Origin of the sequence: Streptomyces sp. NPDC006872 (genome assembly GCF_040635845.1) — a bacterium.
In the GTDB taxonomy this organism is placed as follows: Bacteria; Actinomycetota; Actinomycetes; order Streptomycetales; family Streptomycetaceae; genus Streptomyces.
Genome location: NZ_JBEYIL010000010.1, coordinates 225940 through 248338, shown reverse-complemented (window position 1 = coordinate 248338; position 22399 = coordinate 225940). Strand labels below are relative to the sequence as shown.

Here is a 22399-nt window from a genome sequence, read left to right as displayed (position 1 = left end):
CGCTCTACGGACCGCCGGGAGGCGCCAGGTGTCCCGCCTCACACGACTTTGCCTCTGTCTCACCGGACGTTCTCGGATTCGCACGTCAGGAGCAAGGCCGACTGAGGGAGTCCCGTCGGCCCATGTGAAGGATCGGACTGGATTTTGGCGGTAGAACGGTGATCTTGATCCCGGACCGGCTGATCACGTGGCTGGCGCATGAGGTGCGCCCGGCCGGGTGAGCCGACCGTCCTGGCGTCGCTCTCGCCCTCGCCACGGGCTGACGTGAGAGAGGACGGGATCGGTGTGAAACTGGGCAAGGAAGGGGTGATCCCCGTGTCGGACCCACCACAGGCGTCGTCCGGTCCCGACACCGCCGTCGACGAGAATCGGCTGGAAGAGCTGATCATCGAGGCACAGACTGCCCTGCCAGTCGAACTGCCCGCCTTGGCGAACCGGTGCGCCTCGTCCCTCGGCCTGGACACCGCGTTGATCTACCTCGTCGACCTGCAACAACAGCTGCTCATCCCACTCGACGAGGCTTTGGAGCCGCTGGCGGTGGACCGCTCGTCGGCCGGCTGGGCGTACCGCACGGTCTCCCCGCAGGTGGCCGAGGCCGACAACGGCTTGATCCTCTGGATGCCTCTGGTCGACGGTGCAGAGCGGCTGGGCGTGCTGGCGGTTCGGACCGCCTCTCTCGACGGGGTGCGGATGCGCCGCAGCCGGATGCTGGCCCAACTGTTCGCCATGCTGATCACCTCCAAGCGCACCTACAGCGACTGGCTCGCCTCCCGCACCCGCACTGCGACCATGGGGTTGCCCGCCGAGATGCTGCGGGCCTTCCTGCCACCCCGCACCATCGGCAGTAGCAGGTGCGTATCGACCGCGGTCCTGGAACCGGCGTACGACATCGCCGGCGACGCCTTCGACCACTCGGTGGCCAAGAACATCCTGCACACCATGATCCTCGACGCCATGGGTCACGATCTGACCGCCGGCCTGACCACGTCGGTCGCCATGGCGGCAGCGCGCAACGCCCGCCGGGCCGGTGCCGACCTGGCCGCCGTCGTCAGTTCCGTCGACCAGGCGCTCGCCCAGTGGCTCCCCGACCACTTCTGCACCGGCGTGCTGTGCCGGCTCGACGCCGAGACCGGCAGGCTGCGCTGGGTCAATTGCGGTCACCCCCCACCGCTGCTGATCCGTGCCGAGCGGGTGCTCGCCCAGGCGCTGGACAGCCCGCCGCAGCCGCCGATCGGCCTGGCCGGCCACCTCGCCCCGGGAGCCCGGCAAGTCCACGAGGCGACCCTGGAACCGGGCGATTGCGTCCTGCTCTACACCGACGGTGTCGTGGAGGCGCGCGACGCGGACGGTGCGGAGTTCGGCCTCGACCGGTTCACTGACTTCATCATCCGCTCCTCCGCCGCCGGACAGCGCCCAGCCGAGGCGCTGCGGCTGCTCATCCACGCCATCCTCGACTACCAGCGCAACCAACTGCGGGACGACGCAACCATTCTGCTCTTCGAATGGCACCCGCAGCACCGGTGACGCGGTATTGCGCCGAGCCTCGCTGCGCTCGTGCTCCGTCTTCGGCCGGCCGGGTACTCGGTCGGCACCTCTCCCCTGGTGTCCCTGCTGGGAACCCGAGGAAAGTCAATGCGTCGCTGTGCGGCGGGCCAGGACGTGGAAACGATGTTGGCTGACAACATCAAGTGAGATGGTGAGGCGTCCCCGTGTGTGGGAAGAGGTGCGCCGTCCGTCGGCGGAGGCGGCGGACGTCACGTTCGACGACGCGCGGAAACCGGTCGTCACACGTGGGAGCGCGCGATGCGGAACCCTACGTCGTCGACCTGGAATGTCGGGTGGCTGCGACGCCGCGCAGAGGCCCGGCAACTCCAGTGCTCATCGAACCAGCCACCGCCGCGGAGCACCCGGTAGGTGCCGTAGACCTCGGCGTCGTAGACGTCCCAGCACCAGTCCCAGACGTTGCCAAGCATGTCGTAAAGACCCCACGGGTTGGGGTGTTTGCCGCCCACGGCGTGGATGCGCTCGTGCGAGTTTCCGCGGTACCAGGCGATCTCGTCGAGCGGCCCGTACTGCGGCCCGGTCGTACCGGCACGGCAGGCGTGCTCCCACTCGGCTTCGGTCGGCAGCCGGTACCCGTCGGCGGACCCGTCCCACTCGATGCCTTCGCTGTCGGCAGGGAGGTGGTAGGCGGGCGTGAACCCGTCGCGCAGGGACAGGGCGTTGCAGAACCGTGCCGCGTCCCACCAGGAAACGCACTCGACGGGCAACTGGTCCCCGTGGGCGGTGCTCGGCCGCTGGCCGGTGATTTGTGCATACAACGCCTGGGTGACCGGGAATGCCGCGAGCTGGTAAGGCGCGAGCTCGACCGACCAACTGCGCTGCGTCCGCCGGTCCGACAGCGTTACCTTCCCCGGCGGGATGGCGACCATCTCGTTTCCCTCGATCACGTCCATGATCAAGAGATCCTACCGAGACGTGTCAGTTCGCCACGACGGTGTCGGACCATACAACTGAGTCAGCAACCGGCATCCAAGCGCCCGGGACCAGACCCACTGAGATTCTCGGCGACCAGGCGTCTCAAGCGATCTGGTCGCCGCAGGTCGCTTGCTCTGCCCACAGTCCAGATCGTCCGAGACGGGACAAATGCAGCGCGCGTCCCGGCGTCGGTCCCCGCCGGCGAATGTGATCCGGCCGCAGACCGGGCAGGTCAGCGGCCGGATCATGTCCGTGTCACCGTTCCACTCCGCCTCACCGAGGATCAATTCGAGGCCCCAGATCCGGTCAGCGGTCTTCCGGTCCCGGTACGCCTGAACCCGACAGACGTCGTCGTGTCGCAGCGCGGAGGCGGGCCATGCCTCCAGGGTCGTTCGCCTCGGCGCGAGTGCGCGCCCTCGCCCAGCCGGTGCCGTCGAAACATGACTGCCTTGCGCGACGTGTGTGCCGTGTCCCATGACGCGGCCGACGCGCGGCTTACCGGAACGCGCCGAGCAAGGTCGCTTACACCACGAGGCGGGACACGTCCGTGGCGTGGGCCATGCCTCGCTCGAAGGCCTGCCGGCGCAGGTCCTCCATGGTGCCGCGGTGTTCCAGGGCCGTGGTGCGGGCCGTGTCGAGGGCGGTGTTGGAGTGGAGGTGGCGTTGCCAGGTCAGCCGGCGACGGGCTCCGACAGGGCTGAGTAGTGATTGCTCAGGCGGTTCCAGCCCGCATGCAGGTTGTCTTGTTCCAATCCGTCTGCCGTCTGTGCGGACGGAAGGCCAGACGTCAACCTCGCCGGACCGCTGACATACACGGCGCACCGCGAGGTCGGGAGATACAGGAGCGTGGTGACCCGGTGAGTGATGGTCGCCTGCGCCCTGCCCGCTCCTCCTTCGCCGGCTGCCGACTCAGCCCAGTCGTGTCCATGAGCGCCCCGCCCCGCTCCTGCGGAACGTCTCTGGCATCGTGCGGGCCCTGTGCCGGGCCCCGCGCAACGTCATCCGCCTCAGCTCTTGAGGCCAACCCGCCCATGGTGCAGCGCTCCGCTCGTTGCACGCGTTCGGGCACCGGGTCTCGACGGCGCCTCGCCGTCTGGACATTGCCCGCATCACTGACCGAGGAAGGTGGCCGTGGCACCTATGCCCCCGCCGAAGAAGGATGTCTCCCGCCGGCTGTTCTTGCGCTACTCCGGGGCGGCAGGCATCGCCGTCGCTGCCGCGGTGGGCACAGTGCACGGCCTCGGCCCCACCGCAGGATCCGGTTCTGCTGCACGAGCCACTGCGGTGCCGGTCCGGGCTGTGCTGCTCCGTCGCCGCGACGACATGATGAACCTGCAGATTCTGCTCGTGAACCTTCAGGTCGGCGGCAAGACAGGGGCGCCGACGCTGGTCAAGCAGGACGCGAGCCAGCCCGCCTTCCTGGTGGTGGACTTCGGCCCCCAGTCGGCGCAGGAACGTTCCTTCCCCGATCCGGGCACCGTGGGCCAGGCGCCTGTATCGCTGGAGTGGGGTGCGGCAAGCCGTCTGGCCTTCGACGTGACCGATCACCTTCCCTTGCCCTACACCACGACGGGCTTGCTGCACTGGGCCGGTTTCCCCGCCAGGCTGGTGCCGAACGCGCAGGGCCGCGACGTGCCCGGGACGTTCCAGGGCGAGCTGCGCGTGCCCACCAGCCACGAGACGTCGCTGGAAGTGCCGTTCGGTGTTGTTGTCTCTCCTGACAGCAGCAGCGGCTGGTGCCATGTGGAGACTGCCGCTGTTCCGTCCTCGCCCAGCGGCTGGACCGAACTGTGGAACACCCGGCTCGGCTCCCGAGTGGACGGCGGCGAGGACGGCGAGTGGACCGTGCGGGAGGACGACGCAGCCCGGCCCCTCAGAGCGGTCTGGCTCCGTGATGCACGCTTTCCGTCGTGGCTCGGCAACCCCGCCTCCGTACCCACCACCGGTCCCTATCCGACATCGCTGACTCCTCGCAACCGCTACGACCTGGTTCGCCTGTCGTCCGACTTCTCCGTGCGGACCACGTCACTGCCCGCCCCCATCGAGGCTGATCTGCTGTCGTTGTCCGCCTTGGGCGCTGGGCTGGAGGCACATGGCTCCTGGGACACCACGGGCAGTTCCTTCTCGTCGGGGCTGTCGGAGTGGTCGCACAGCATGGGCTTGGGACGCGACAACAAGGTGCGTGTCGCCCAGCACGGCTATCTGCTCCCCTTCGGTCACCGCGCGGCGTACGTGCAGGTCACGGAGCGCCAGATGGAGGCGGACGGAGGCGGTACCGTCAGCGGCATCCTGCGTACCCGCACGTTTCTGGTCGTCCTCGAGCGTGAGCGTCGCTATGAAAGCGATCAGAACATGCCCAACGGCGGCAGAGCGATGCCGTTCCGGCGGATCCAGGCCGTGACCCGTACCACCGCGACACTCGACCAGGCGCGTCCCTACGTTCCGGCCTCCGCCGCCCCGGTCGCAGGAGCCGATACCGCCTATGCGTTCCTCGCCGAGTCCGGTTCTGCCCCGCTGCCGCTGCATTTCACGGGTGTGGACTGGCAGGGGCGGCGCGTCTCGTTCACGGCTCCTGTGGTCTTCATCAGTGAACAGGGTTCCCGCAACAGTTCGCTGCGTGGCGCCGTGGCGACGAAGTACAACACCCAGACTCCCGTGGACCATGCCGTACGTCTCGGATGGGTCGGAGGCAAGTCCGTCGCTCTTGCCGCCCCGTCGAAGCCGGGCGACACCAGTTTGCCGGTCCGGGCGCTGTCGTTCGGTATGGCGATGGCGGATCCCGCGGCGAAGGGTGTGCCGGCCTTCCCGTCGGTGAGCCAGGTGGTCGCCGAACTCCCGGCCGGTGTGCGTGCGTTCGCGCCTGACGCGCCGGCGGCCGTGCTGAAGTATTTCGCCGGCTATGTCGCCCATGGTTTCGAGGACGCGCACAATGCGGCAGGTGTGTATCTCGCCAAGGCGCAGGGCAGCGCCCTTACTGCTCTGGAGTTCGCCGCCGAGCGCAGCGGAGGCATCGTCACCCCGGGTCTGATCATGGACGGTCTGTCCCGGAAGTTCGGACCGGTGGCCGGCGACCTTGCCCAGGTGGCGCGTGAGCGGTTCGACGTGTCCCAGATGTTGGCCGACCTGGACGTCAATCTGCTGGGCGGCGTGCGGCTGTCGGATGTGGTGAAGAACCTGGCGGGCGATGTGCCCAACCCGCGGCAGGCCATCAAGGTGGTGACCCGCGAGTTCGACCGCGTGGAAGGTGCTGTCCGCAAGCTGGAGCGGGTCGAGGCGCGGCTCTCCTGGAGTCCCGAGCTCAAGGCCGGCCCCGGGAGCCTCGGCATGTTCGTTCCAGGCCCTCGTGGGCGGTTGGACGTCGAAGCCGTCTCCATCATGCGGCTCCTGCCGCCGCTGAACGCGGACTACACGGTCCGCGGGCGGCTGAGCGATGTCGCCATCAACATCTGGGGCGACAGCGGCGCAAGCCACTTCGTCACTGTGGCAATCAAGTCCCTGCAGTTCACCGCGGCCAAGGGGCGTCCCACCGACATCGACTGCGAGCTGGGACAGGTCTCCTTCCACGGGCCGCTGAAGTACCTGGAGGAAATCGCCAAGCTCTGCAGACTGTCGGTTCCCGGCACACCTTCAGCCGCTCGCACCGGCACCCTGATGCCTCGCGCTGCCGCGGCCCCCGCCGGTTCCGGCGGGTCACCGCTGGATGTCCGCGTGGTCGGGCAGCAGGTCCAGGCCGAACTGTCGTTGGCTCTGCCGTCGCTTGCTTTCGGTGTCTTCTCCCTCGGCACGCTCAACCTGTTCGCAGGCCTGTATCTGCCCTTCGACGGATCGCCCGTGCGGTTGAGGTTCGCTGTCAATTCCCGGGAGGCACCGTTCTCCCTCACCATCTCGTTCCTCGGCGGTGGCGGCTTCTTCGCCCTGGAAGCCGGCGCCGACGGGGTGGAAAGCCTGGAGACGGCTCTGGAGGTGGGGGCGGGCACGTCCTTCAACGTGGCCGGCGCGGTCTCCGGCCACGTCGAAGCGAAGATCGGCATCTACTTCGGCGTGCGCACCGTCGAGGCCGGCGACTCGACCGCACAGCAGGTGGAGCTCTCTGCCTACGTTCGCTTCAGCGGCCGTGTGCGCGTACTGGGGCTGGTCTCCGCCTCATTGGACTGCTACCTCGCGCTCACCTATTACTCGGGCCCCGACCGTCTGGTCGGTGAGGCAAGGGTGACCATCTCGATCGACCTGTGCTTCTTCGACACCTCGGTGAGCTTCAGCGTGCGCCGCGAACTGGCCGGCGGCAACTCCGCGACGGCCCGCGCCGGTGCGGCCAGGAAGGTGAGCGGCACAGGACGCGCCGCCCTCGCCGGGGCCACCGCCGGAGCCTCGGCACAGGGCTTCTCCGACGCCTACACCCAGCAGCACTGGGATTCCTACTGCACCGCCTTCGCCCCCGTGGGAGCCTGACCATGCCCCGACAGAACATCATGTGGACCGTCCTGCCCCGAGGCGGCGGATCCGGCAAGCTTCGCTTCACGGTGCATGTCGCACCGCGGCTCGTCATCGACACCGGCAACGGTCGGCTGGGTGACTTTCCGGACTGGCTGAACTGGCCTGCCACGCTCGCGGACGCGCAGTTCAAGCTCCACCTTCCCGAAACCGGGGCCAAGCCCGCCAGGCTGGTCTCGACTCCGGACAGTGCCCGTTGGAGTGCCCTGTTCGACCAGTCAACGCTGGTGCGAGGTCATTCCTTCACCGGACGCGAAAACCGTGTGGTCCGGTCCTACCCCGTCAGCCATGTCCTGTCGTTCCTCTCCGACCGCTGGGGACACTTCGGCGCCACGGCCGTCGACGCCCCGCCGTCCTACGACGACCTCGATCAGGACGGGGCATTCGGCCCGATCGGGTTCGAGGAGGTGACCGTCGGCAGCCACGGCAAGAGCGGCTACGCCCGGCGAGCCGAGCTGACCGAGACGCTGGAGAACAAACTGCAGGCGAACGGGGCTGTCCCGTTCAACCCCGCGGATGCCGACACCGCAGATGGTCTCGGCCGCGCATTCCTCCAGGTCGAACGCTTCCACCAGCGGGGGCGCAGGACCGGCTCCGGGCCACTGCCCGCACAGCCGCGGGAGCACCTGGACGTACACCAGATGATCGCCGCGACCCGCGAGTACCGCGGGCTTCAGCGAGCCCTGGGGCTTGCCCTGGAGTTCGAGGTCGACGACCCCGCCGTGACCGCACTGCTGACCGGGTCCGCGCTGCAGACCTGGGCCGGCCTCCAGATCACCTGGTCGAGCAGTCCTCCGCCGGCGACCGGCCGCGCCGATGTGCTGCCCCGCACGCGCTGCCTGATCGGCGGCAACCGTTTCGAGGCCGCGCCGCGCGATGCCGACGCCAGTGACGTCGCCCGGGGGATGCTGCGCGTCGGCCTGGGCGACCGATTCACGGTCGTGCCGGTCGACCCGGACGGCGGCGCGCTGCTGTCTCGTCAGTTCGCCGACAACGTCAGCCGCTCACGCGTGGTGGACGGCAGCCGACTGAGGAAGCGCAGTTCGGCGGGTGCGGACCAGTTCTCTCTGCCTGCGCTGCGGTCGGCGGGTCTGTCGGTCGCACGAACGGGCCGGGCAACCGAGCTCATCAAGTCGTTCGACCGGGCCGCCGAGGCCAACTCCGCAGCCTTTGACCAGAACGGCAACCCCCGGTCCGGCACCTTGGACCTGTACGCGGACGACGTCGTGCGAGGCCATCGCTGGGACGTCCGCGATCAGGCGGACGCCTCATGGCGGTCTCTGATGGCGCGCCAGGGGGCCTACGTCTTCGAGCGGGACGGACAGTCGGTGAACGCGGCCGAGGAAGGACAGGTCTCCCTGGCGCCCAGCACGTCCGGAGAAGCCGACGACACCGACCTGTACCTGGGTGAGTCGCTGATGCGCTGGGCCGGCTGGAGCCTGGCCGTCGACCGGATCGGTCGGGCTCTTCAGCCCGACGGGACGCTCGCCGACCCTGAGCCGGTCCAGGACGAGGACTTCCCCGTCACCACCCGGTTCACGGTGCCGCCCGGCAGCCTGCCTCGGCTCCGCTTCGGGCATGAATACTCCTTCCGCGCCCGTGCGGTGGACCTGGCCGGCGACAGCGTGCCGTTCACACCGCAGGACCTCTTCCCCAACGAAGCAGACCTGCAGACGCCGGAGGTCACCCACCGTCGCTTCGACCCGGTACCGCCACCCCATGTGCTGCTTCGCCAGCCGCAGACAGTCGGCGAATCGGTGAACAGGATGGTGATCCGCAGCGAGAACGCGGCCGGCTCCACAGCCGAGTCCCACCGGCATGTCCTGCCGCCGCGCACCTCGCAGGCGCTGGCTGAGCAGCATGGCGTGCTCGACGCCGACGCGAACGGTCATCCCCTGCGGCCCGACCTCTACCAGGTCCTCGCCACCCGGGACAGCGCCCGGCTGGAGGACCTGCCGAGCGCCCGGCAGGGCACCGGGGCGAACGCGGACACCTGGTTCTTCGACACCGATTCGCTGCCCGTCACCTACCTGCCGGACCCTCTGGCCAAGCAGTTGCTGATCAGGGGACTGCCTGGGAGTACCAGGGAGTTGGTGGCATCGGCCCTGGGAAGCTGGCCGGAAGCATCCTCGCTCCGCGTTCGGCTGATCAGCGGTGCTTCCGATGGCTGGTCCTGGTCCGACCGGGTACTGAAGGTGGCGCTGGCACCAGGCCACGAATACCGCCTGCTCCTGTCCTCCCGGCTCGCCAACGCCGATCTCGACGTGATGGGAGTGTGGCGCTGGATTCAGCGCTGGGCCGCCGCGTGGAACGCCGCGCACCCCGGCAGCACGCAGATCGATCTCGCTGCGCTGCGCACAGCGGCCGCCGAGGGACGCCACCCGATGATCACACCCGGCCAGGCCATCACCCTGGTGCACTCGGTCCGTACTCCGTTGACGAAGCCGTCCGTCGAGCACCTGGAGACCCCTGACCGAGCGCCTGCGGCTACCCGCCTCGCGCTGAAGGGGGAGGTCCAGTTCGATCGGCGTTCCACCGGGACGCTGGACGTGCTGGCCTCCTGGGAGGAGCCCGTCGACGGCGGGCCCGGTACTCCGGACCCGGTCACGCCACGCACCTTCCACGAAACACCGCTGTCGCTCCACATCGACCGCGCTCCGGAGCCCAGCCCCGGAGCAGACGCCATGGACGTCAACGGCGGGCACGACTTCGGTGACACCCGTCATCGCGTTGTCACTTACACCGGGCTGGCGACAAGCCGCTACGCCGAGCACTTCCGGGAAGAGACGACCGTTGTCCTGGCCGGTGGGCGGGTCACACTCAGCGCGCTGGAGCCTGCCACGCTGAAGGTCAGGGACGCCGTCAGCGGTCTTCCCCTTGCGCCGGCGCCGACGGGCAGCACCGATCCCGCCACGGCCGAGGGCGACTACCTTTTCGACCCGGCGAACCGGGTCCTGACGCGCACCGCCGGCGGCACACTCGCAGACGACGCCGAACTCGCGGTCAGCTACGTGGCACCCGGCATCTACACCTCCTCGGACGAGGAGGAACGCACCGTCCTGAGCACCGCGCAGCCCGCGCCCCCGGTGGTGCGACAGGTTGTACCACTGTTCCGCTGGGACGCCCCGACAACCGACCAGAGCAGGCGTCGCGGCAACGCCGTCCGCATCTATCTGGAACGTCCCTGGTGGTCATCGGGCGCCGGAGAGAAGCTCGGCGTGGTGCTGGTCAGCAGCAGCACCGAACCGCCCCAGGCCCTGCGCCCGTACCTCACCACGCAGGGTGTGGACCCCACGGTGACGGACTTCGTCCTGCCTCCCTACCCGCGACTGGCGTCATTGCCCCGTACGACCAAGTCGGCCACCGGCGTGACCTTGACAGAGGTATCCGGCACGACGGTCACGATCGCCGGTCATGACGTCTCCTTCGATGCGGCCCGCGACCTCTGGTACGCCGACGTCGAGCTGGTCCTGCCGAACGGGACGCCGCCCGCGGCATGGCTTCCGTTCGTGCGTCTGGCGCTGGTGCGCTACCAGCCGAACTCGCTCGACGGCTACTCGGTGTCCAAGGTTGTCCAGGCCCCGCTGGTCCAGCTCAGTCCGGAGCGCAAGGCCACCCTTGTGCGCGGTTCCGGCACGGCGACGGTCTCGGTGACGGGCCCGGCGTACACGGGGACCTCGGCGGCGGCGAGTAGCCGTCCGTCGGTTCGCGCTGTGGTTGAGCAGGCGAACCCGGCCGTCCCCGACCCTCACCTGCGGTGGGAGGAGATTGCGGGCTCGGCTGTCACGCTGACCGCGACCGGAAGCAGCGCACAGACGACCTGGACCGGCACCGTGCCGACCACGGGCGGCCCCTATGGCAACGCGCCGCGAAGGGTGTGCATCACTGAGACCGAGCACCATCTGGGAGGTATCGGCCGCATCGTCTACCTGGACGTCCTGGCTCTCTGACTCTTCGGCGAGACCGAGGCGGCCCGTGCACATGGTCACGGGCCGCACTCACCGAAGCCGGCCTCTCGCTGGACACGACAACTCAACGGAAAGGTCAGTAGGACCTTTTAGGGCAGGCGGCCTTCCCTACGATGTCACCATGACGATCTCTGGACAGGGACAGCCGCTGATACGGGTCCTGCACGATGAGTCCCGAAGCGACTTGCGGGATCCGGCTCGTCCGCGTCCTGTCCGTGTTTACCTGTGGGAGCCGAGCCGCCCACAGGCCGCACCCGCTCCGCTGGTCGTCGTCTCTCACGGCACCGGAGGTTCGGGCAGCGACATGGAGTGGCTGGTACGACCGCTGCACGAGGCGGGTTTCCGGGTCGTGGCCCTTGATCACCACGGCAACAACTACGTCGACGGCTACGAGCCGGAGGGCTTTCTCCATGTATGGGAACGGCCCCGGGACGTCTCCTTCGTCCTCGAAGCGCTCGCTCAGGAACAACCCCTTGGTCCGGTCGGTGTGGCGGGATTCTCCCTTGGCGGCTACACGGCGGCGGCGCTCGCCGGAGCCCGCGTCGACCCGCAGATCCTGTGGGCGGTACTGACGGGGACGGTCCCTCTGCCCGAGATCCCCGAGTTCCCCGGCGCGCTGGAGGCGCTGCGGATGAAGCACCCACTGAACGAGTCGTCACGACGTGCGCTGGATGCCGCCGCAGCAGACCTCTCGGATCCCCGAGTGCGGGCGGTCTTCCAAGTGGCCCCCGGAGTCGGCGGTCTCGTGACCCCGGAGAGCCTGGCAACCGTGCGGGTACCTGTGGGCATCCGCTGGGGCGGAGCGGACACGGTCAACCCGTACGAGGTCGACACCAGGCCGTACCTGGAGCACATCCCCACAGCGAGTGGCTGCTCGGCCGGGCCCGATGTCCGCCACGACGACTTCTTCACCCCTCAACCTGCCGACCCGGCCGTCCGCGTTCGGGTCGGCAAGGAGGCGGCCGCCTTCTTCCAACAGCACCTCGGCTGACCCTTCGGTGGACAAGGGGTCGGCTGAGAGCACGGGGCTGCCGGCAAGCCTCACGGCGCAACCAAGATCTGGGCCAGAACCCAGTTTTGGCAGCACCAAAGCTCCGCCCGGCCTGCTCGCCCGGCGCGATGATCATCCTCGTGTCTTCGCTGCCCGCCATGGAGTGAGAGGACGAAGAGACGTGGATGTGTATGAAGCCGTGGACAGTCGCAGGGCCGTGCGGGCGTTCAGCGATGAGCCGGTGCCCAAAGAGGTACTCGAACGAGTGCTGGCCGCAGCAACGCGGGCTCCGTCGAGTGGGAACCTCCAGCCGTGGCATGTGTTTGTCGTGACCGGCCGGCCCTTGACCGAACTGAAGAAGCGCGCGACGGCCAGGGCACTGGCGGGAGACCCGGGTGATGAGCGGGAGTATCCGATGTACCCGGCCGAGTTGTCCTCACCGTACCTGGACCGATTTTCCGCTGCGGCTGCCCAGCGGTACGAGGCGCTGGGAATCGAGCGCGACGACCCCGAAAGACCCAAGAAGATCGCCGCCTTGAACTCGGAGGCGTTCGGGGCGCCGGTCGTGCTGTTCTGCTACCTCGACCGGACGATGGGGCCCGGACAGTGGGGGGACGCGGGGATGTACCTGCAGACGGTCATGCTGTTACTGAGGGCGGAAGGGTTGCACAGCTGCCCCCAGGTGATGTGGACGATGTATCGCAAGACCGTCAGCCAGACAGTCGGAGCCGATGACGGGCTCGTACTGTTCTGCGGTGTCTCGGTGGGATTCGAGAAGGAAGGCATGCCACGGCTGCGCACTGGGCGGGCGGACATGACAGAAACAGTGAGCTTCATCGGAGCATGACCCGCTGACCAGTGATCCTCACAGCAGACGGGTCGTCAGTCCGTTTCGCTCCGCTCATCGCGGGCTCGGGTCTGAGCGAGGCGGAAGGAGTCGGTGCCAATCTCGATGATGTTCCCGCCGAAGGCGAGCCGGTCGACGCTGGCCGCGCCGCGGTGCTGTGCGGGTGCCAGGGCGGTTCAGCCGGCCAGCCGGAGGGTCGGCCGGACCTCTCGGGGCGGGGCGTCCTCGCCCGGGGCAGGGGCAGGGGCAGGGTCGAACTCAGTGTCGGTGCGTGCGTCGCCGGTACGCGGCGAGGACCTCGATCAACTCAAGCTTCGCGGCATTGCGCCGACACCCAGCGTCCTGACGTCATCCCCAGTGCGGCCGAGCGCACACACGAGCGGACGCGGTAGCGGCACTGCGGACACGGGCGTTTCAGACACAGCCGATCCAGCCCCTTCCCGACTCGTCTCGGTCTCCCCCGCTCACGGCTGTCGCCGCAGGAGGCCGTCGTCGCGCACCCGCCGCATCGCCGTCCGCGCACGGTCGGCGACCTTGTCGAGATCTTGCTGGTCATGGGCCGTCGACAGGTACATTTTGAAGCCGGGGTAGGCGAAGACCCCTGCCCGGATGAGTTCGAGGCCGAAGGCCCGCGACGCCACCCGGTCCTGTTCCTCGTACGAGCGCTGATCGACGACGGGCCCGGGGCCGAAGACCGGTTCGATGAACGCGCCTGGGCCGATCACCTGGAGCTCGACGTCGAACTCGGCCGCCACGTCCAGCAGTCGCTCGCGCAGCGCCCGGCCCGACTCGGCCATCCGGCTGATCCCGTCCTCGTCCTCCAGGACGCGCAGCGTGGCGAGCCCTGCCGCGCACGACAGGGGATTGCCGAGCGTGGATCCGCTGATATAGACATCGGGTTCGTGCGACCTCCCGGCGGCCTCGATCGGCCGGGCGGCGGCGAGTTCGATCAACTCCCGCCGGCCGGCGACCGCGCCGATCGGGAGCCCGCCGCCGAGCGCCTTGCCGAGCGCGCACAGGTCCGGGATCACGCCGTACAGCTCTTGAGCGCCGCCGAGAGCGAGCCGGAAACCCGTCACCACCTCGTCGAAGACGAGCACGGCGCCGATCCGGTCGCACACGGCGCGCAGCCCGGCGAGGAAGCCGGGGGCCGGCTCGATCGCGCGCTGCACCGGCTCCACGATGATCGCGGCGAGGCGCTCTCGATGGGCCTCGGCCACCCGGGTGGCCTGGGCGAGATCATTGAACGGGGCGTGCAGGACATCCGCGGCGACCGCGGCCGGAACGCCTCCGCAGGCGGGTCCTTCGACCGCCCGGCCGTAGTCGTGTGAGCCCAGGTACCCGCCGTCGAACTTAAGGATCATGTCGCGGCCGGTCGCGCGCCGGGCGAGCCGCAGCGCGCTGAAGGTCGCGTCGCTCCCCGACGCGCAGAACTTGACCGCGTCGGCGCACGGGACCAGTTCAACGATCCGCTGCGCCAGCCGGGCCGCCGACGCATTGAGGTAGTAGAACGTCGTGCCGTCGCGCAGCTGCCGCTCGACGGCCTCCACAACGCGCGGATGGGCATGCCCCAGGACGAGCGGCCCGCAGCTCATCACCAGGTCTATGAGCTCGCGCCCGTGCGTGGTCCTGATCCGTGATCCGGCGCCCGCCGCGATCACGAAGGACAGCTCGTCCGGCAGGCGGAACGCGCCGAGGCTCGCGTCCGGCAGCGCCGAGTCAGGAGTCGGCGGGTCGACGGGCGAGTGGGAGGACGACTGGAAGGGCGACCTGTCCGGCCCGGGAACCCTCATCACGACCCGGGCGAACGGCCCGGCACGGACATCCCACACAGCCCGCGCATCCCGGGAGCTGTCTCGTCGTTCATGATTCCCCCCAGCGCGTCGACGCACGCGCGGTCATGGTGCGTCCCCACATCTCTGCCACGCGTGAATCGTCACCGACATCCGACGAGTGAAAAGCGACCCCCGCTACGTCAGTCGACGTCGATCATTCCCCGGCGTCGGCCGCGCGAACCCGTCCGAGGTCAGGGCCGCGCATACGGTAGCTGTCGCCCTTCGACGAAACCACCCCGGCGTGACGGACGAGACGGTCGATCATCGCAGCGGCGACCGACCCTGCCGTCGCCGAAGACCTCGGCCCGTCGTCCCAAGGGCTTCTTGCTGGTCACGATCAACGAGATCCCGCCCAGCGGGTCAACTCGTCGCTGAGCCTGCCCGCTTGGTGGCCTCAGCGAGGCAGGCGACCCACTGGGCTGTGGCGGCGAAGACGAACCGGTGGCCGCAGCCCGGCAGTCCCGGATGCCGAGCCCGGTGTCGAGATGGGTCTTGCCCGTGCCGCCCGCTATCTGAGGTTGAGTGCTTCTCTCCGGGCGACTGCCTGATACTGAAACCGGTACTCAGCTCGATCATGCTCGGTAAGCCAACGCAGGAACTCCGCTCAAAACGGATGGAGTTGACCCGAAAGCCGGCGGATGCCGCAGACATTCCCGCTGTGATCGTGCAGCACAGCACCTGGGCCCGCGCTCTGGTTCACACTCCCCGCCCGCCGGTCAGGTGGGCTGGACGCCGGACCAGCCCCGTCGAACGAACTCGCGCCGGAAGTCGAGATTCTCGCCGAATCCAGGCTGTCGTTGCCCAGGCCACGGACTCAGCCGTCCGCGTCAGAAAACCCCTGTGCGAGGTCGCGATGCCTGTCCCGTGGACTACCTTCGCCTCGACATGGATGTGCGGATCGTTCCCGCCCACGGGTCCTCCCTACCCCGGCAACTGGGCTGCCCGAGAGCACTCCTGCCCGGCCGCAACCTGCAGGATCAGTCTGCCATGTACGCGATGACCTTGCGGGTGGCTGGTGTGATGACGGCGTCGGACGGCCTGCTCACCACAGGACCGCGCGCCTGCAGCCACTGCCGGCCCGACGTCCAGCTCCACATCCGGGACGACGGCGATGCGGGTGCGTGACCGCCTCGACGGCCTGTCACTACCTGAGGCTGCGCGACGACATGACCGCGCGGGACGTTCGGCCCTGAAGTCCGGACGGAACCGTGGAGGTCCGCTGAAAGGGACACCACCCTTGCCTTTATCGTCTATACGACGATAAGCTCGAAGCGATGAACGATTCGCCGTCACGACAACAGGCGAACCGGGCGCCGACGGCCGCCGGCGATTCCGCAGAGGGGCGTCCATGGGGAACGAAGAAGGAAGAAGCTACGAATACAGCGTCTGGGGGACGATTGAGCTGCGCCCCCCGGTCCCGATGACACAGTTATGGAACCTGACCGACCAGGACGCGTTCCAGCGCAACCTCGACACCGCGCTGCATGAGGCGGCCGGGCCGGAGCCCGCAGCGGCGGCCCCCCAGGTGAGCTGGGAGTTCGTCCCGGACGACGACGCAGGCGCCGACGAACAGGGCCGTCCGCAAGCCATCAGATACCTCCGGGTGAACGCCCAAGGTGTCGCACGTACTGAGGTCGACAGCCGGCTCCGGGACGTGACCGCGTCGGTCGGCGCGGACCACGCATTCCACGGACACCTTCGCTACGAGGGCTTCGTCGGCGACGACGGCGAGATCTGGCTCCGCAGCGGCGGCGGGCCGCCGGAGTGGCGCGACACGACGCCCCGGTACTGGTGACGCTCTATTCGCACGGCCCTGCTCCTTGGTCGAATCGTGCGGACAGACGAAACAGGGGATCTGACGGACCGGGGCTGCCGGAGACGGAGCCGTGCGTACCGCATGCCCACCCAGGCCGAATGTGGGAGTCTCCGCTGGCGGGCGATGGACGCCTCGTCCCTCACGGGGCAGGCGATCGCGAAAATCCTGGCAACCGCAACAGCGCAACGTCGACCTGCGCGAACTCGTCGGCCGACCGACGCCGGCCACCCCACAGTCAAGGCCGCCCGCCGGCCGGCTCCTAGGACTTGTCCGTACGATCGTGGGGCCTGCGTGTTCAACGCGTCGGTTGTCACGAAAGGAGGCCTCGGTGCGGCCGCTCAGAAAGCTCATCAAGACGCTCAGGAACACTCACGACGCACCTGGCGACGAGACGTTCGCGAAGACCGGCCCGTGCGAGTGCTCCCCCGAATGGCCGGCGCTCGAGACGACCGCAAACGGCCACATGATGTGCGCGCGGCCCTCGTCGCACTACAGCATCATGACGAACCCGGAGATCGGGACGCTCGTGGCCAGGTGCACGGGATGTCACGCCAGGTACCCGGCACCGTGGGCAGTGGACGGGAACGAGCCCATGCCCTACGACTTCGCGAGGGACGCCGCCGAGCCCACCGGGCAAGAGCGTCCGCGTGACCCCGTCGCGGAGTACACGATCAGCTGATCCCGGTCTCATGGGAGCTCGCGGGTACGTGGACCGTATTCGTCGAGGGTGCTGCTTCGCTGGAGGCCGCCGACTTGATCGTCGAAGAGATGGCACAGCAGCTCGGCGAAGCGACTGGCGAGACAGCCCTCCATTACAGGGTCACCGGCCTGAAAACGTCTGTTGCTCAGCGCTGGGATCACTCAGTTCCACGTGAGAGTGATGTCACCGAGCTCTGATTCTCGCCCAACTGCTGGGCTCGCCTCCGCTCACAGCGCAGAGGAAGCCGGGAGCGTGGCCGTGCTGCATCCTGCCTGGAACAAGGCGCCGCCGCCCCACATCCACGCCTTCGCCCGCGCCCGGCAACGGCTCTGGAAGCCGATCGCAGAAGCTGACCAACCCGGTGGTCGGACGCACCAACTGCACGCTGCGACACAGACCTGGGTGGACCACCGAAGTCAGCGCGGCCGCCCACCCGCCCCACTGTGCGCTCGAACTCTTCCCTGCTCGGGGACACAGCCATGGAGAAACCTCTTTGAACCGACATGGTCGCGGTTGTCGGTGTGCATCCTGACGCGCAAGTAGGTGCCGGTGCAGCTGGGCGTGCGCAGCGCTGGTAGGGGTCCGGCCTGTGGGCCGAGGCGCGCGGTTTCCACCGCACATGACATGTGGTGCGGTGAAGTCACTCGGCCGAGGGACCGGATCGTCCGACGGGTCGTTCGGACGCTCTGCTTGTGAGGTGCCAGTGACGGCTTGTCGGGCAGGCGTACACCCGCTTCGGGTAGTGGCCGAGCTCACGCTGATCTGTGATCGCCAAGAGCGCTTCCAAGGCGAGATCCCAGGAGCCGTAGCAAACCTTCCCGCACCGGCACTGGCCGGCACCGTTCCCGCGCGAATCCTCGAGGGGGCCCAGGCGGCCCATGGCGAGATGCCGGCACACCTGCGGAAGGGTCCTGAGATCGTCAGGCGCCCGCAGCGACGACTCGGCCGCGCGGTGAAGGGCGGCGAACGTGGGGTGGGTCGCAGGCTCGACGATCTGGACTGCCCGGGAGAGCCGTCGGCTGGTCCACCCCAGCAGGGTCTCGGCGAGAGGGTGCGGCCGAGGAAACTCGCCGATGTCACGGACACGCTGCAGCAATTCACCCTCAGGGCCAGGCGGCAGACAGATCGTCACGTCGTCCGAGTGCTCTGCGGCCGCGATGCCCGCAAGTACGCCCAGCACGGCGGCCTCGTCGACGCTCCGCGCGAACTGACCGGTCCGGAATCCGAAGATCTTCTTGTTGCCCGGGCTGGCCTTCCGGCCGGCGAGAGTCCCGTCCGGCTTCCTCACGTTGACGATGCGACGTATGTGGCAAGTCGCCTCGCCGCCGGTCCACGCGGCCCACACGAAGATGCGGTGTTGCCTGCCGCCGCCCTCAAGAACGTGATCCATCGGATGATCTTCCTCCAAGCGGTGCTGCATCGGTATGGGGGCCGAAGGCGCAACTAGAGGATCTGGCCCCCACCCCGCTCCACCATCCCCCCACTTACGGCTTCCCCGACGTGGGCATGATTCAGCCAGGGACGGTACCGACACACGGGGGCGGCGCATGCTCGACGGCATCAGGGACAACCGCAGGCTCAGAAAGATCACTCAGGCATGGCTCCGGGAAGACACGTTCGACGCGGTGTCCGATTTCATACGGTCCCGCTCCATGTGGATAGTAGTGGGCAACGCGGGCACACTCCTCAGTGCCCTCGCCGGGTTGGCGCACTACTGGTCGCGCCCGCTCTCGTTCGCAGGCTGTGCCGTCGTCCAACTCGCCTGCCTGGTCTGCCAGGCGGTCGCCCTGATCCCGGTCGCGTGGCCGGGACGGACGGCGACGCCACGGGACGTCGCCGGCTTCTCCGATCTCCACCAGGGTCTGACGGTGACCACCCTCTGCGGTTCGTGGATCTTCGGCGTGTTCCCGGGCGCGGGCCTGTTCATCCTCTTCGACGTGGACGTGAACAGCCCGCCGTGGGCAGCCGTGTTCGTCTCGGGGACAACCCTCATGATGGCCTGCATAGCAGGTCTGATCACCGCGACGATCGTCTCCGACAAGGCGAGGACACAGCACCGCGAAACGGCCGGGCCGCCCGGCGGGTCCGACTGGGAGGACAGTGCAGACAGCGCCGGCGCGGACTCGGGCGGCTTCGACGGCGACTGAGCGGCGGCACCGAGCGGCGACGCCGTTCGACCGCCGAAGACACCAGCCCATCTGCACGATGCGCCGATCAAGGCAACCGACAAGCCCTGCCCTGGCCAGGACCTGTCCGGCCGATCATCGGCGCACGCAGCTCGCGCCGTCCCGGCAAGGCCGGGGCCCTGCAGCAGCTACAGGCACGTCGGCGGTGAGGTCACGGAGCGAAGTACCAGCAGTACAGGCTCAGGCCTCTCTCCGCCCGGCTGTCGGCCAGGGCTGACAGACGCTCGAGGAGGTCCACCGCTCTGTCCGGCGAGATCTCATGGTCTGGGCCGGAGGCACTCTCGGCCCACGCAACGCCTGCCGTTCGCAGTTGCTCCCTTTCCGCACCCGCCAAAGCCGTACACAGCGGCTCCGGAACAGCGAAGACGGTGAACCCGTCGTTGGTCATGGGCACCACGTCTCGGAGCGGACTCGCAGGCGCGCCCGTCAGCAGAGTCTCCCAGTTGAGAACCGCCTCATCTGGATAGATGCCCTCACACGGCACGGCAGGAAAATCGTGCCTCTTGCGCGGGCCCACCCGCGCTGTGGACGCATCGTCTCCGGCCAGGAAGAACTCACCTGCAAGCACCATCTGCCGAATCCTGTCACGCCCCGGCACCCGGGAGCCTGTTCAAGTGACTGCTCCGCTCCCAGAGCGTCAATGCAGGCATGGGAGGGGGTGACCCAGCGCACCGTCATCGCGCCCGGGATCTTATGGCGGCCCTGGAGAGGAGCGTCCAGGCCGCGAAGCCGCGGGGCGCGGAGATCAAGGAAGAGGCAGAGGTCAGATAGCACCCGGCTCGCAAGCCGACGAAAATGGCTACCGCCAAGGAGACGGCTGCAGGCAAGGCCACCAAGAAGGCGTTCTGCCTGCCCTGATGGACATCTCGGTCTGAGGCAGTGTCAAACTGCCTCCCGGATCCATGACCAGGGGGACGGATGAGCTACGAACTACGCGCGGTCATCGCAGACGACGACTTGCTCAGGAACGCGACGAGAGAAATCAGCACAGCCCGGCTCGCACCACTGCACCAGAACTTGTCGCTCCTCGCGGTCACAGACGATTTCTTCGATGCCGTCACCGACGGCTCCAGCAACCGGCCTCTGAACTTCCCGAGGATGCCGAGCGGATTCGACCTGCGCCTCGCACTCTGGTCGAGCACCGGCCCTGTCGCCTACGTCGAGGCTGAATACTTCGGCGGCGCAGGCGAGCAACAAGCGGCCCTCTGGAACAACGGCGCACTCGTCCTGGGTCCCCTGCTCCTGCCCGAAGGCTCCGCACATCCAGCGGGCGGCAGCCCGATCTCCCAAGCTCTGCACAGCCTCGGCGTCCGGCGGGCCGGCGCTTACGACGAATTCGAAGCCGCCGGACTGGGCCGACACCGCCACACAGCCGGCTGGGCAGCTTCATCCTCGAAGTGACCCACCACAGGCACCACACCTGTTGCACCGCCTCCAGGGCCATATGCCGCCCTCGACCTGCCGGCATCGATGCTGACCGCCCGACCGCCAACCCCGCCCGGCTGGGCTGCGGAACCGAAGTTATGGTTGGGGTTTTGTTCTGTCCGTTGTCCACTGCGGGCATGGGGCAGGGCCCTCCGGTGTGAAGGGCCCTGGACCAGTGGTGGCGTCGGTTCTGGCACCGTGCTCCGACGCGGTCGCGAACGCGTCGTCCAAGCTTTCGATGGTGCCCTGCGCGGCGATACGCAGGGCACCGTGTCCGGGATCGCCCGCGCCGCGAGCGCCGCCCGTCGCGGCCTCAAGCTCTTCTCTCAGCTGCCGGTTCCCCAAGGTGGCCCGCCAGATGTGGCAGGCGGCGAGTGCCGCCACCAGGCGCATAGGTCAGGACCAGAGGGACGCCGGTGGCCTGCGGCCTGAAACGCCGCGTCCTGCCTCCGCACTCGCCGGCGATGACCTTTTTCGGTTCACGCGCTGTCGGCGGGCAGCGTCGGGTAGTCGGTGTAGCCGCGGTGGTCGCCGCCGTAAAAGGTGGCCGCATCGGGGGTGTTGTAGGGGCCGCCGGCTGCGAGGCGGGCGGGCAGGTCCGGGTTGGCCAGGAACAGCGCGCCGAAGGCGATGATGTCCGCGGTGCCGTCCACGATGTGGTTGAGAGCGCCGGGGCCGGTGGTGGCGGGGTGGGTGAAGGGGTTGAGGATGAACGCCGTCGGCCAGTCCTTGCGCAGCCGGGCGGTCAGGACGCGGTCCGGGCTCTCGACCAGGTGCAGGTAGGCGAGGTCCAGCCGGGCGAGACCGGCGATCAGGCTGGTGTAGGTCTCCAGCACGTTGGCCGGGTCGGTCTCGGCGATGTCGTTGTAGGGGTTGCCCGGAGAGATACGGAAGCCGGTCCGGTGGCCGCCGATCGCCTCCGCGACCGCCGTGGCGACCTCGCTACCGAAGCGGGCCCGGTCTGCGGCACCGCCTCCCCAGCTGTCGGTGCGCAGATTGGTGTTGGGGGCGAGGAACTGGTGGATCAGGTAGCCGTTCGCCCCGTGGATCTCCACGCCGTCGAAACCGGCGGCGATCGCGTTGCGCGCGGCGTCGGCGTAGTCGGCGATCGTCTGGGCGATGCCGTCGGGGTCCAGTTCCTTGGGCGTGACGTAGTCCTGGGGGCCCTGGTAGGTGAACACCTGGCCCGCCGCCGCGACCGGGGAGGGGGCGACGGGGTGGAGTCCGTCGGGCAGCAGGCTGGGGTGGCTGATCCGGCCGGTGTGCATGAGCTGCGCGAAGATCGTGCCGCCCTGGGCGTGGACGGCGTCGGTCACCTTCCGCCAGGCGTCGACCTGCTGGGCGGAGTGCAGGCCGGGGGTGTTGGTGTAGCCCTGGCCGCCCACCGACGGCTGTATGCCCTCGGTGATGATCAGGCCGGCGCTCGCGCGCTGGGCGTAATAGGTGGCCATCAGCTCCGTCGCCGTGGCGGCGGGAGCATCGGCGCGGCTGCGGGTCATCGGCGCCATCGCGATGCGGTTGGCGAGCGTCTTGCCGCCCAGGTCGATCGGGTCGAACGCGGTGGTCATGGCAGCTTCCTTCGAAGAATGGTCAGGTGAAAGAGGCAGGCGGCGGCACGGTCCTGCGGGGTGGCGGAGAACTGGTGATCGGCAAGGCCAGGGT

Annotated in this window: 15 protein-coding genes and 1 pseudogene; 11 read left to right on the top strand and 5 right to left on the bottom strand. The window is 68.6% G+C overall.

The window, feature by feature from the left end:
- The first annotated feature begins 315 nt into the window (after nucleotides 1-315).
- Nucleotides 316-1524 (top strand): PP2C family protein-serine/threonine phosphatase, encoded by a 1209-nt coding sequence (locus ABZ725_RS28820; RefSeq protein WP_358805448.1) that lies wholly within the window; start codon nucleotides 316-318, stop codon nucleotides 1522-1524.
- A 260-nt stretch (nucleotides 1525-1784) separates the two neighbouring features.
- On the opposite strand, the gene ABZ725_RS28815 is transcribed toward ABZ725_RS28820, so the two are convergent.
- Nucleotides 1785-2456: a formylglycine-generating enzyme family protein gene (locus ABZ725_RS28815; RefSeq protein WP_358805447.1), complete on the bottom strand. Its 672-nt coding sequence runs from the start codon at nucleotides 2454-2456 to the stop codon at nucleotides 1785-1787.
- A gap of 1153 nt (nucleotides 2457-3609) precedes the next feature.
- Between ABZ725_RS28815 and ABZ725_RS28810 the strand changes: the two genes are divergently transcribed.
- The 4 genes from ABZ725_RS28810 (at nucleotide 3610) to ABZ725_RS28795 (ending at nucleotide 12775) form a co-directional block, all read left to right on the top strand.
- Complete coding sequence (locus ABZ725_RS28810; protein ID WP_358805446.1) at nucleotides 3610-6927, top strand: hypothetical protein; 3318 nt, start codon at nucleotides 3610-3612, stop codon at nucleotides 6925-6927.
- Nucleotides 6928-6929: 2 nt separating this feature from the next.
- Entirely contained in the window at nucleotides 6930-10919 is a 3990-nt protein-coding gene (locus ABZ725_RS28805) for a hypothetical protein (RefSeq protein WP_358805445.1), read from the top strand.
- A 139-nt stretch (nucleotides 10920-11058) separates the two neighbouring features.
- Nucleotides 11059-11928 carry an alpha/beta fold hydrolase gene (locus ABZ725_RS28800; protein WP_358805444.1) on the top strand — a complete coding sequence of 290 codons (870 nt, stop codon included), beginning with the start codon at nucleotides 11059-11061 and terminating at the stop codon, nucleotides 11926-11928.
- Nucleotides 11929-12109: 181 nt separating this feature from the next.
- Nucleotides 12110-12775: a nitroreductase gene (locus tag ABZ725_RS28795; RefSeq protein WP_358805443.1), complete on the top strand. Its 666-nt coding sequence runs from the start codon at nucleotides 12110-12112 to the stop codon at nucleotides 12773-12775.
- A 35-nt stretch (nucleotides 12776-12810) separates the two neighbouring features.
- Here the strand turns inward: ABZ725_RS28795 and ABZ725_RS28790 are convergent.
- The 3 genes and pseudogenes from ABZ725_RS28790 to ABZ725_RS28780 form a co-directional block, all read right to left on the bottom strand.
- Nucleotides 12811-12921, bottom strand: a pseudogene (locus tag ABZ725_RS28790) (AAA family ATPase); the annotation flags it as partial.
- A 318-nt stretch (nucleotides 12922-13239) separates the two neighbouring features.
- Nucleotides 13240-14607 carry an aminotransferase class III-fold pyridoxal phosphate-dependent enzyme gene (locus tag ABZ725_RS28785; RefSeq protein WP_358805442.1) on the bottom strand — a complete coding sequence of 456 codons (1368 nt, stop codon included), beginning with the start codon at nucleotides 14605-14607 and terminating at the stop codon, nucleotides 13240-13242.
- 157 nt (nucleotides 14608-14764) lie between these two features.
- Nucleotides 14765-14875, bottom strand: a complete 111-nt coding sequence (locus ABZ725_RS28780; protein ID WP_358805441.1) for a hypothetical protein — start codon at nucleotides 14873-14875, stop codon at nucleotides 14765-14767.
- A gap of 722 nt (nucleotides 14876-15597) precedes the next feature.
- Between ABZ725_RS28780 and ABZ725_RS28775 the strand changes: the two genes are divergently transcribed.
- The 6 genes from ABZ725_RS28775 to ABZ725_RS28750 all read left to right on the top strand — a co-directional run bounded on the left by ABZ725_RS28775 (nucleotide 15598) and on the right by ABZ725_RS28750 (nucleotide 20713).
- On the top strand, nucleotides 15598-15735 hold the full coding sequence (locus ABZ725_RS28775; RefSeq protein WP_358805440.1) for a hypothetical protein: 138 nt from the start codon (nucleotides 15598-15600) through the stop codon (nucleotides 15733-15735).
- Between the two features lie 295 nt (nucleotides 15736-16030).
- A complete protein-coding gene (locus ABZ725_RS28770) occupies nucleotides 16031-16405 on the top strand; it encodes a hypothetical protein (protein ID WP_358805439.1) in 375 nt (124 codons plus the stop codon).
- A 349-nt stretch (nucleotides 16406-16754) separates the two neighbouring features.
- Nucleotides 16755-17105: a hypothetical protein gene (locus ABZ725_RS28765; RefSeq protein WP_358805438.1), complete on the top strand. Its 351-nt coding sequence runs from the start codon at nucleotides 16755-16757 to the stop codon at nucleotides 17103-17105.
- 763 nt (nucleotides 17106-17868) lie between these two features.
- Entirely contained in the window at nucleotides 17869-18573 is a 705-nt protein-coding gene (locus ABZ725_RS28760; RefSeq protein ID WP_358805437.1) for a hypothetical protein, read from the top strand.
- Between the two features lie 205 nt (nucleotides 18574-18778).
- Nucleotides 18779-19273 (top strand): hypothetical protein, encoded by a 495-nt coding sequence (locus ABZ725_RS28755; RefSeq protein WP_358805436.1) that lies wholly within the window; start codon nucleotides 18779-18781, stop codon nucleotides 19271-19273.
- A 957-nt stretch (nucleotides 19274-20230) separates the two neighbouring features.
- The gene (locus ABZ725_RS28750; protein ID WP_358805435.1) at nucleotides 20231-20713 is read left to right on the top strand and encodes a hypothetical protein; all 483 of its coding nucleotides are present in this window, start codon (nucleotides 20231-20233) and stop codon (nucleotides 20711-20713) included.
- A 503-nt stretch (nucleotides 20714-21216) separates the two neighbouring features.
- Here the strand turns inward: ABZ725_RS28750 and ABZ725_RS28745 are convergent.
- Entirely contained in the window at nucleotides 21217-22305 is a 1089-nt protein-coding gene (locus tag ABZ725_RS28745; protein WP_358805434.1) for an alkene reductase, read from the bottom strand.
- Nucleotides 22306-22399: the final 94 nt, after the last annotated feature.

Bases quoted from the DNA above. Each gene is read 5' to 3' on its own strand.
- ABZ725_RS28755 (WP_358805436.1), top strand. From the start codon at position 18,779: ATGTGGATAGTAGTGGGCAACGCGGGCACACTCCTCAGTGCCCTCGCC.
- ABZ725_RS28775 (WP_358805440.1), top strand. From the start codon at position 15,598: ATGTACGCGATGACCTTGCGGGTGGCTGGTGTGATGACGGCGTCGGAC.
- ABZ725_RS28800 (WP_358805444.1), top strand. From the start codon at position 11,059: ATGACGATCTCTGGACAGGGACAGCCGCTGATACGGGTCCTGCACGAT.
- ABZ725_RS28780 (WP_358805441.1), bottom strand. From the start codon at position 14,875: ATGATCGACCGTCTCGTCCGTCACGCCGGGGTGGTTTCGTCGAAGGGC.
- ABZ725_RS28815 (WP_358805447.1), bottom strand. From the start codon at position 2,456: ATGGACGTGATCGAGGGAAACGAGATGGTCGCCATCCCGCCGGGGAAG.
- ABZ725_RS28770 (WP_358805439.1), top strand. From the start codon at position 16,031: ATGACACAGTTATGGAACCTGACCGACCAGGACGCGTTCCAGCGCAAC.
- ABZ725_RS28745 (WP_358805434.1), bottom strand. From the start codon at position 22,305: ATGACCACCGCGTTCGACCCGATCGACCTGGGCGGCAAGACGCTCGCC.
- ABZ725_RS28805 (WP_358805445.1), top strand. From the start codon at position 6,930: ATGCCCCGACAGAACATCATGTGGACCGTCCTGCCCCGAGGCGGCGGA.
- ABZ725_RS28750 (WP_358805435.1), top strand. From the start codon at position 20,231: ATGAGCTACGAACTACGCGCGGTCATCGCAGACGACGACTTGCTCAGG.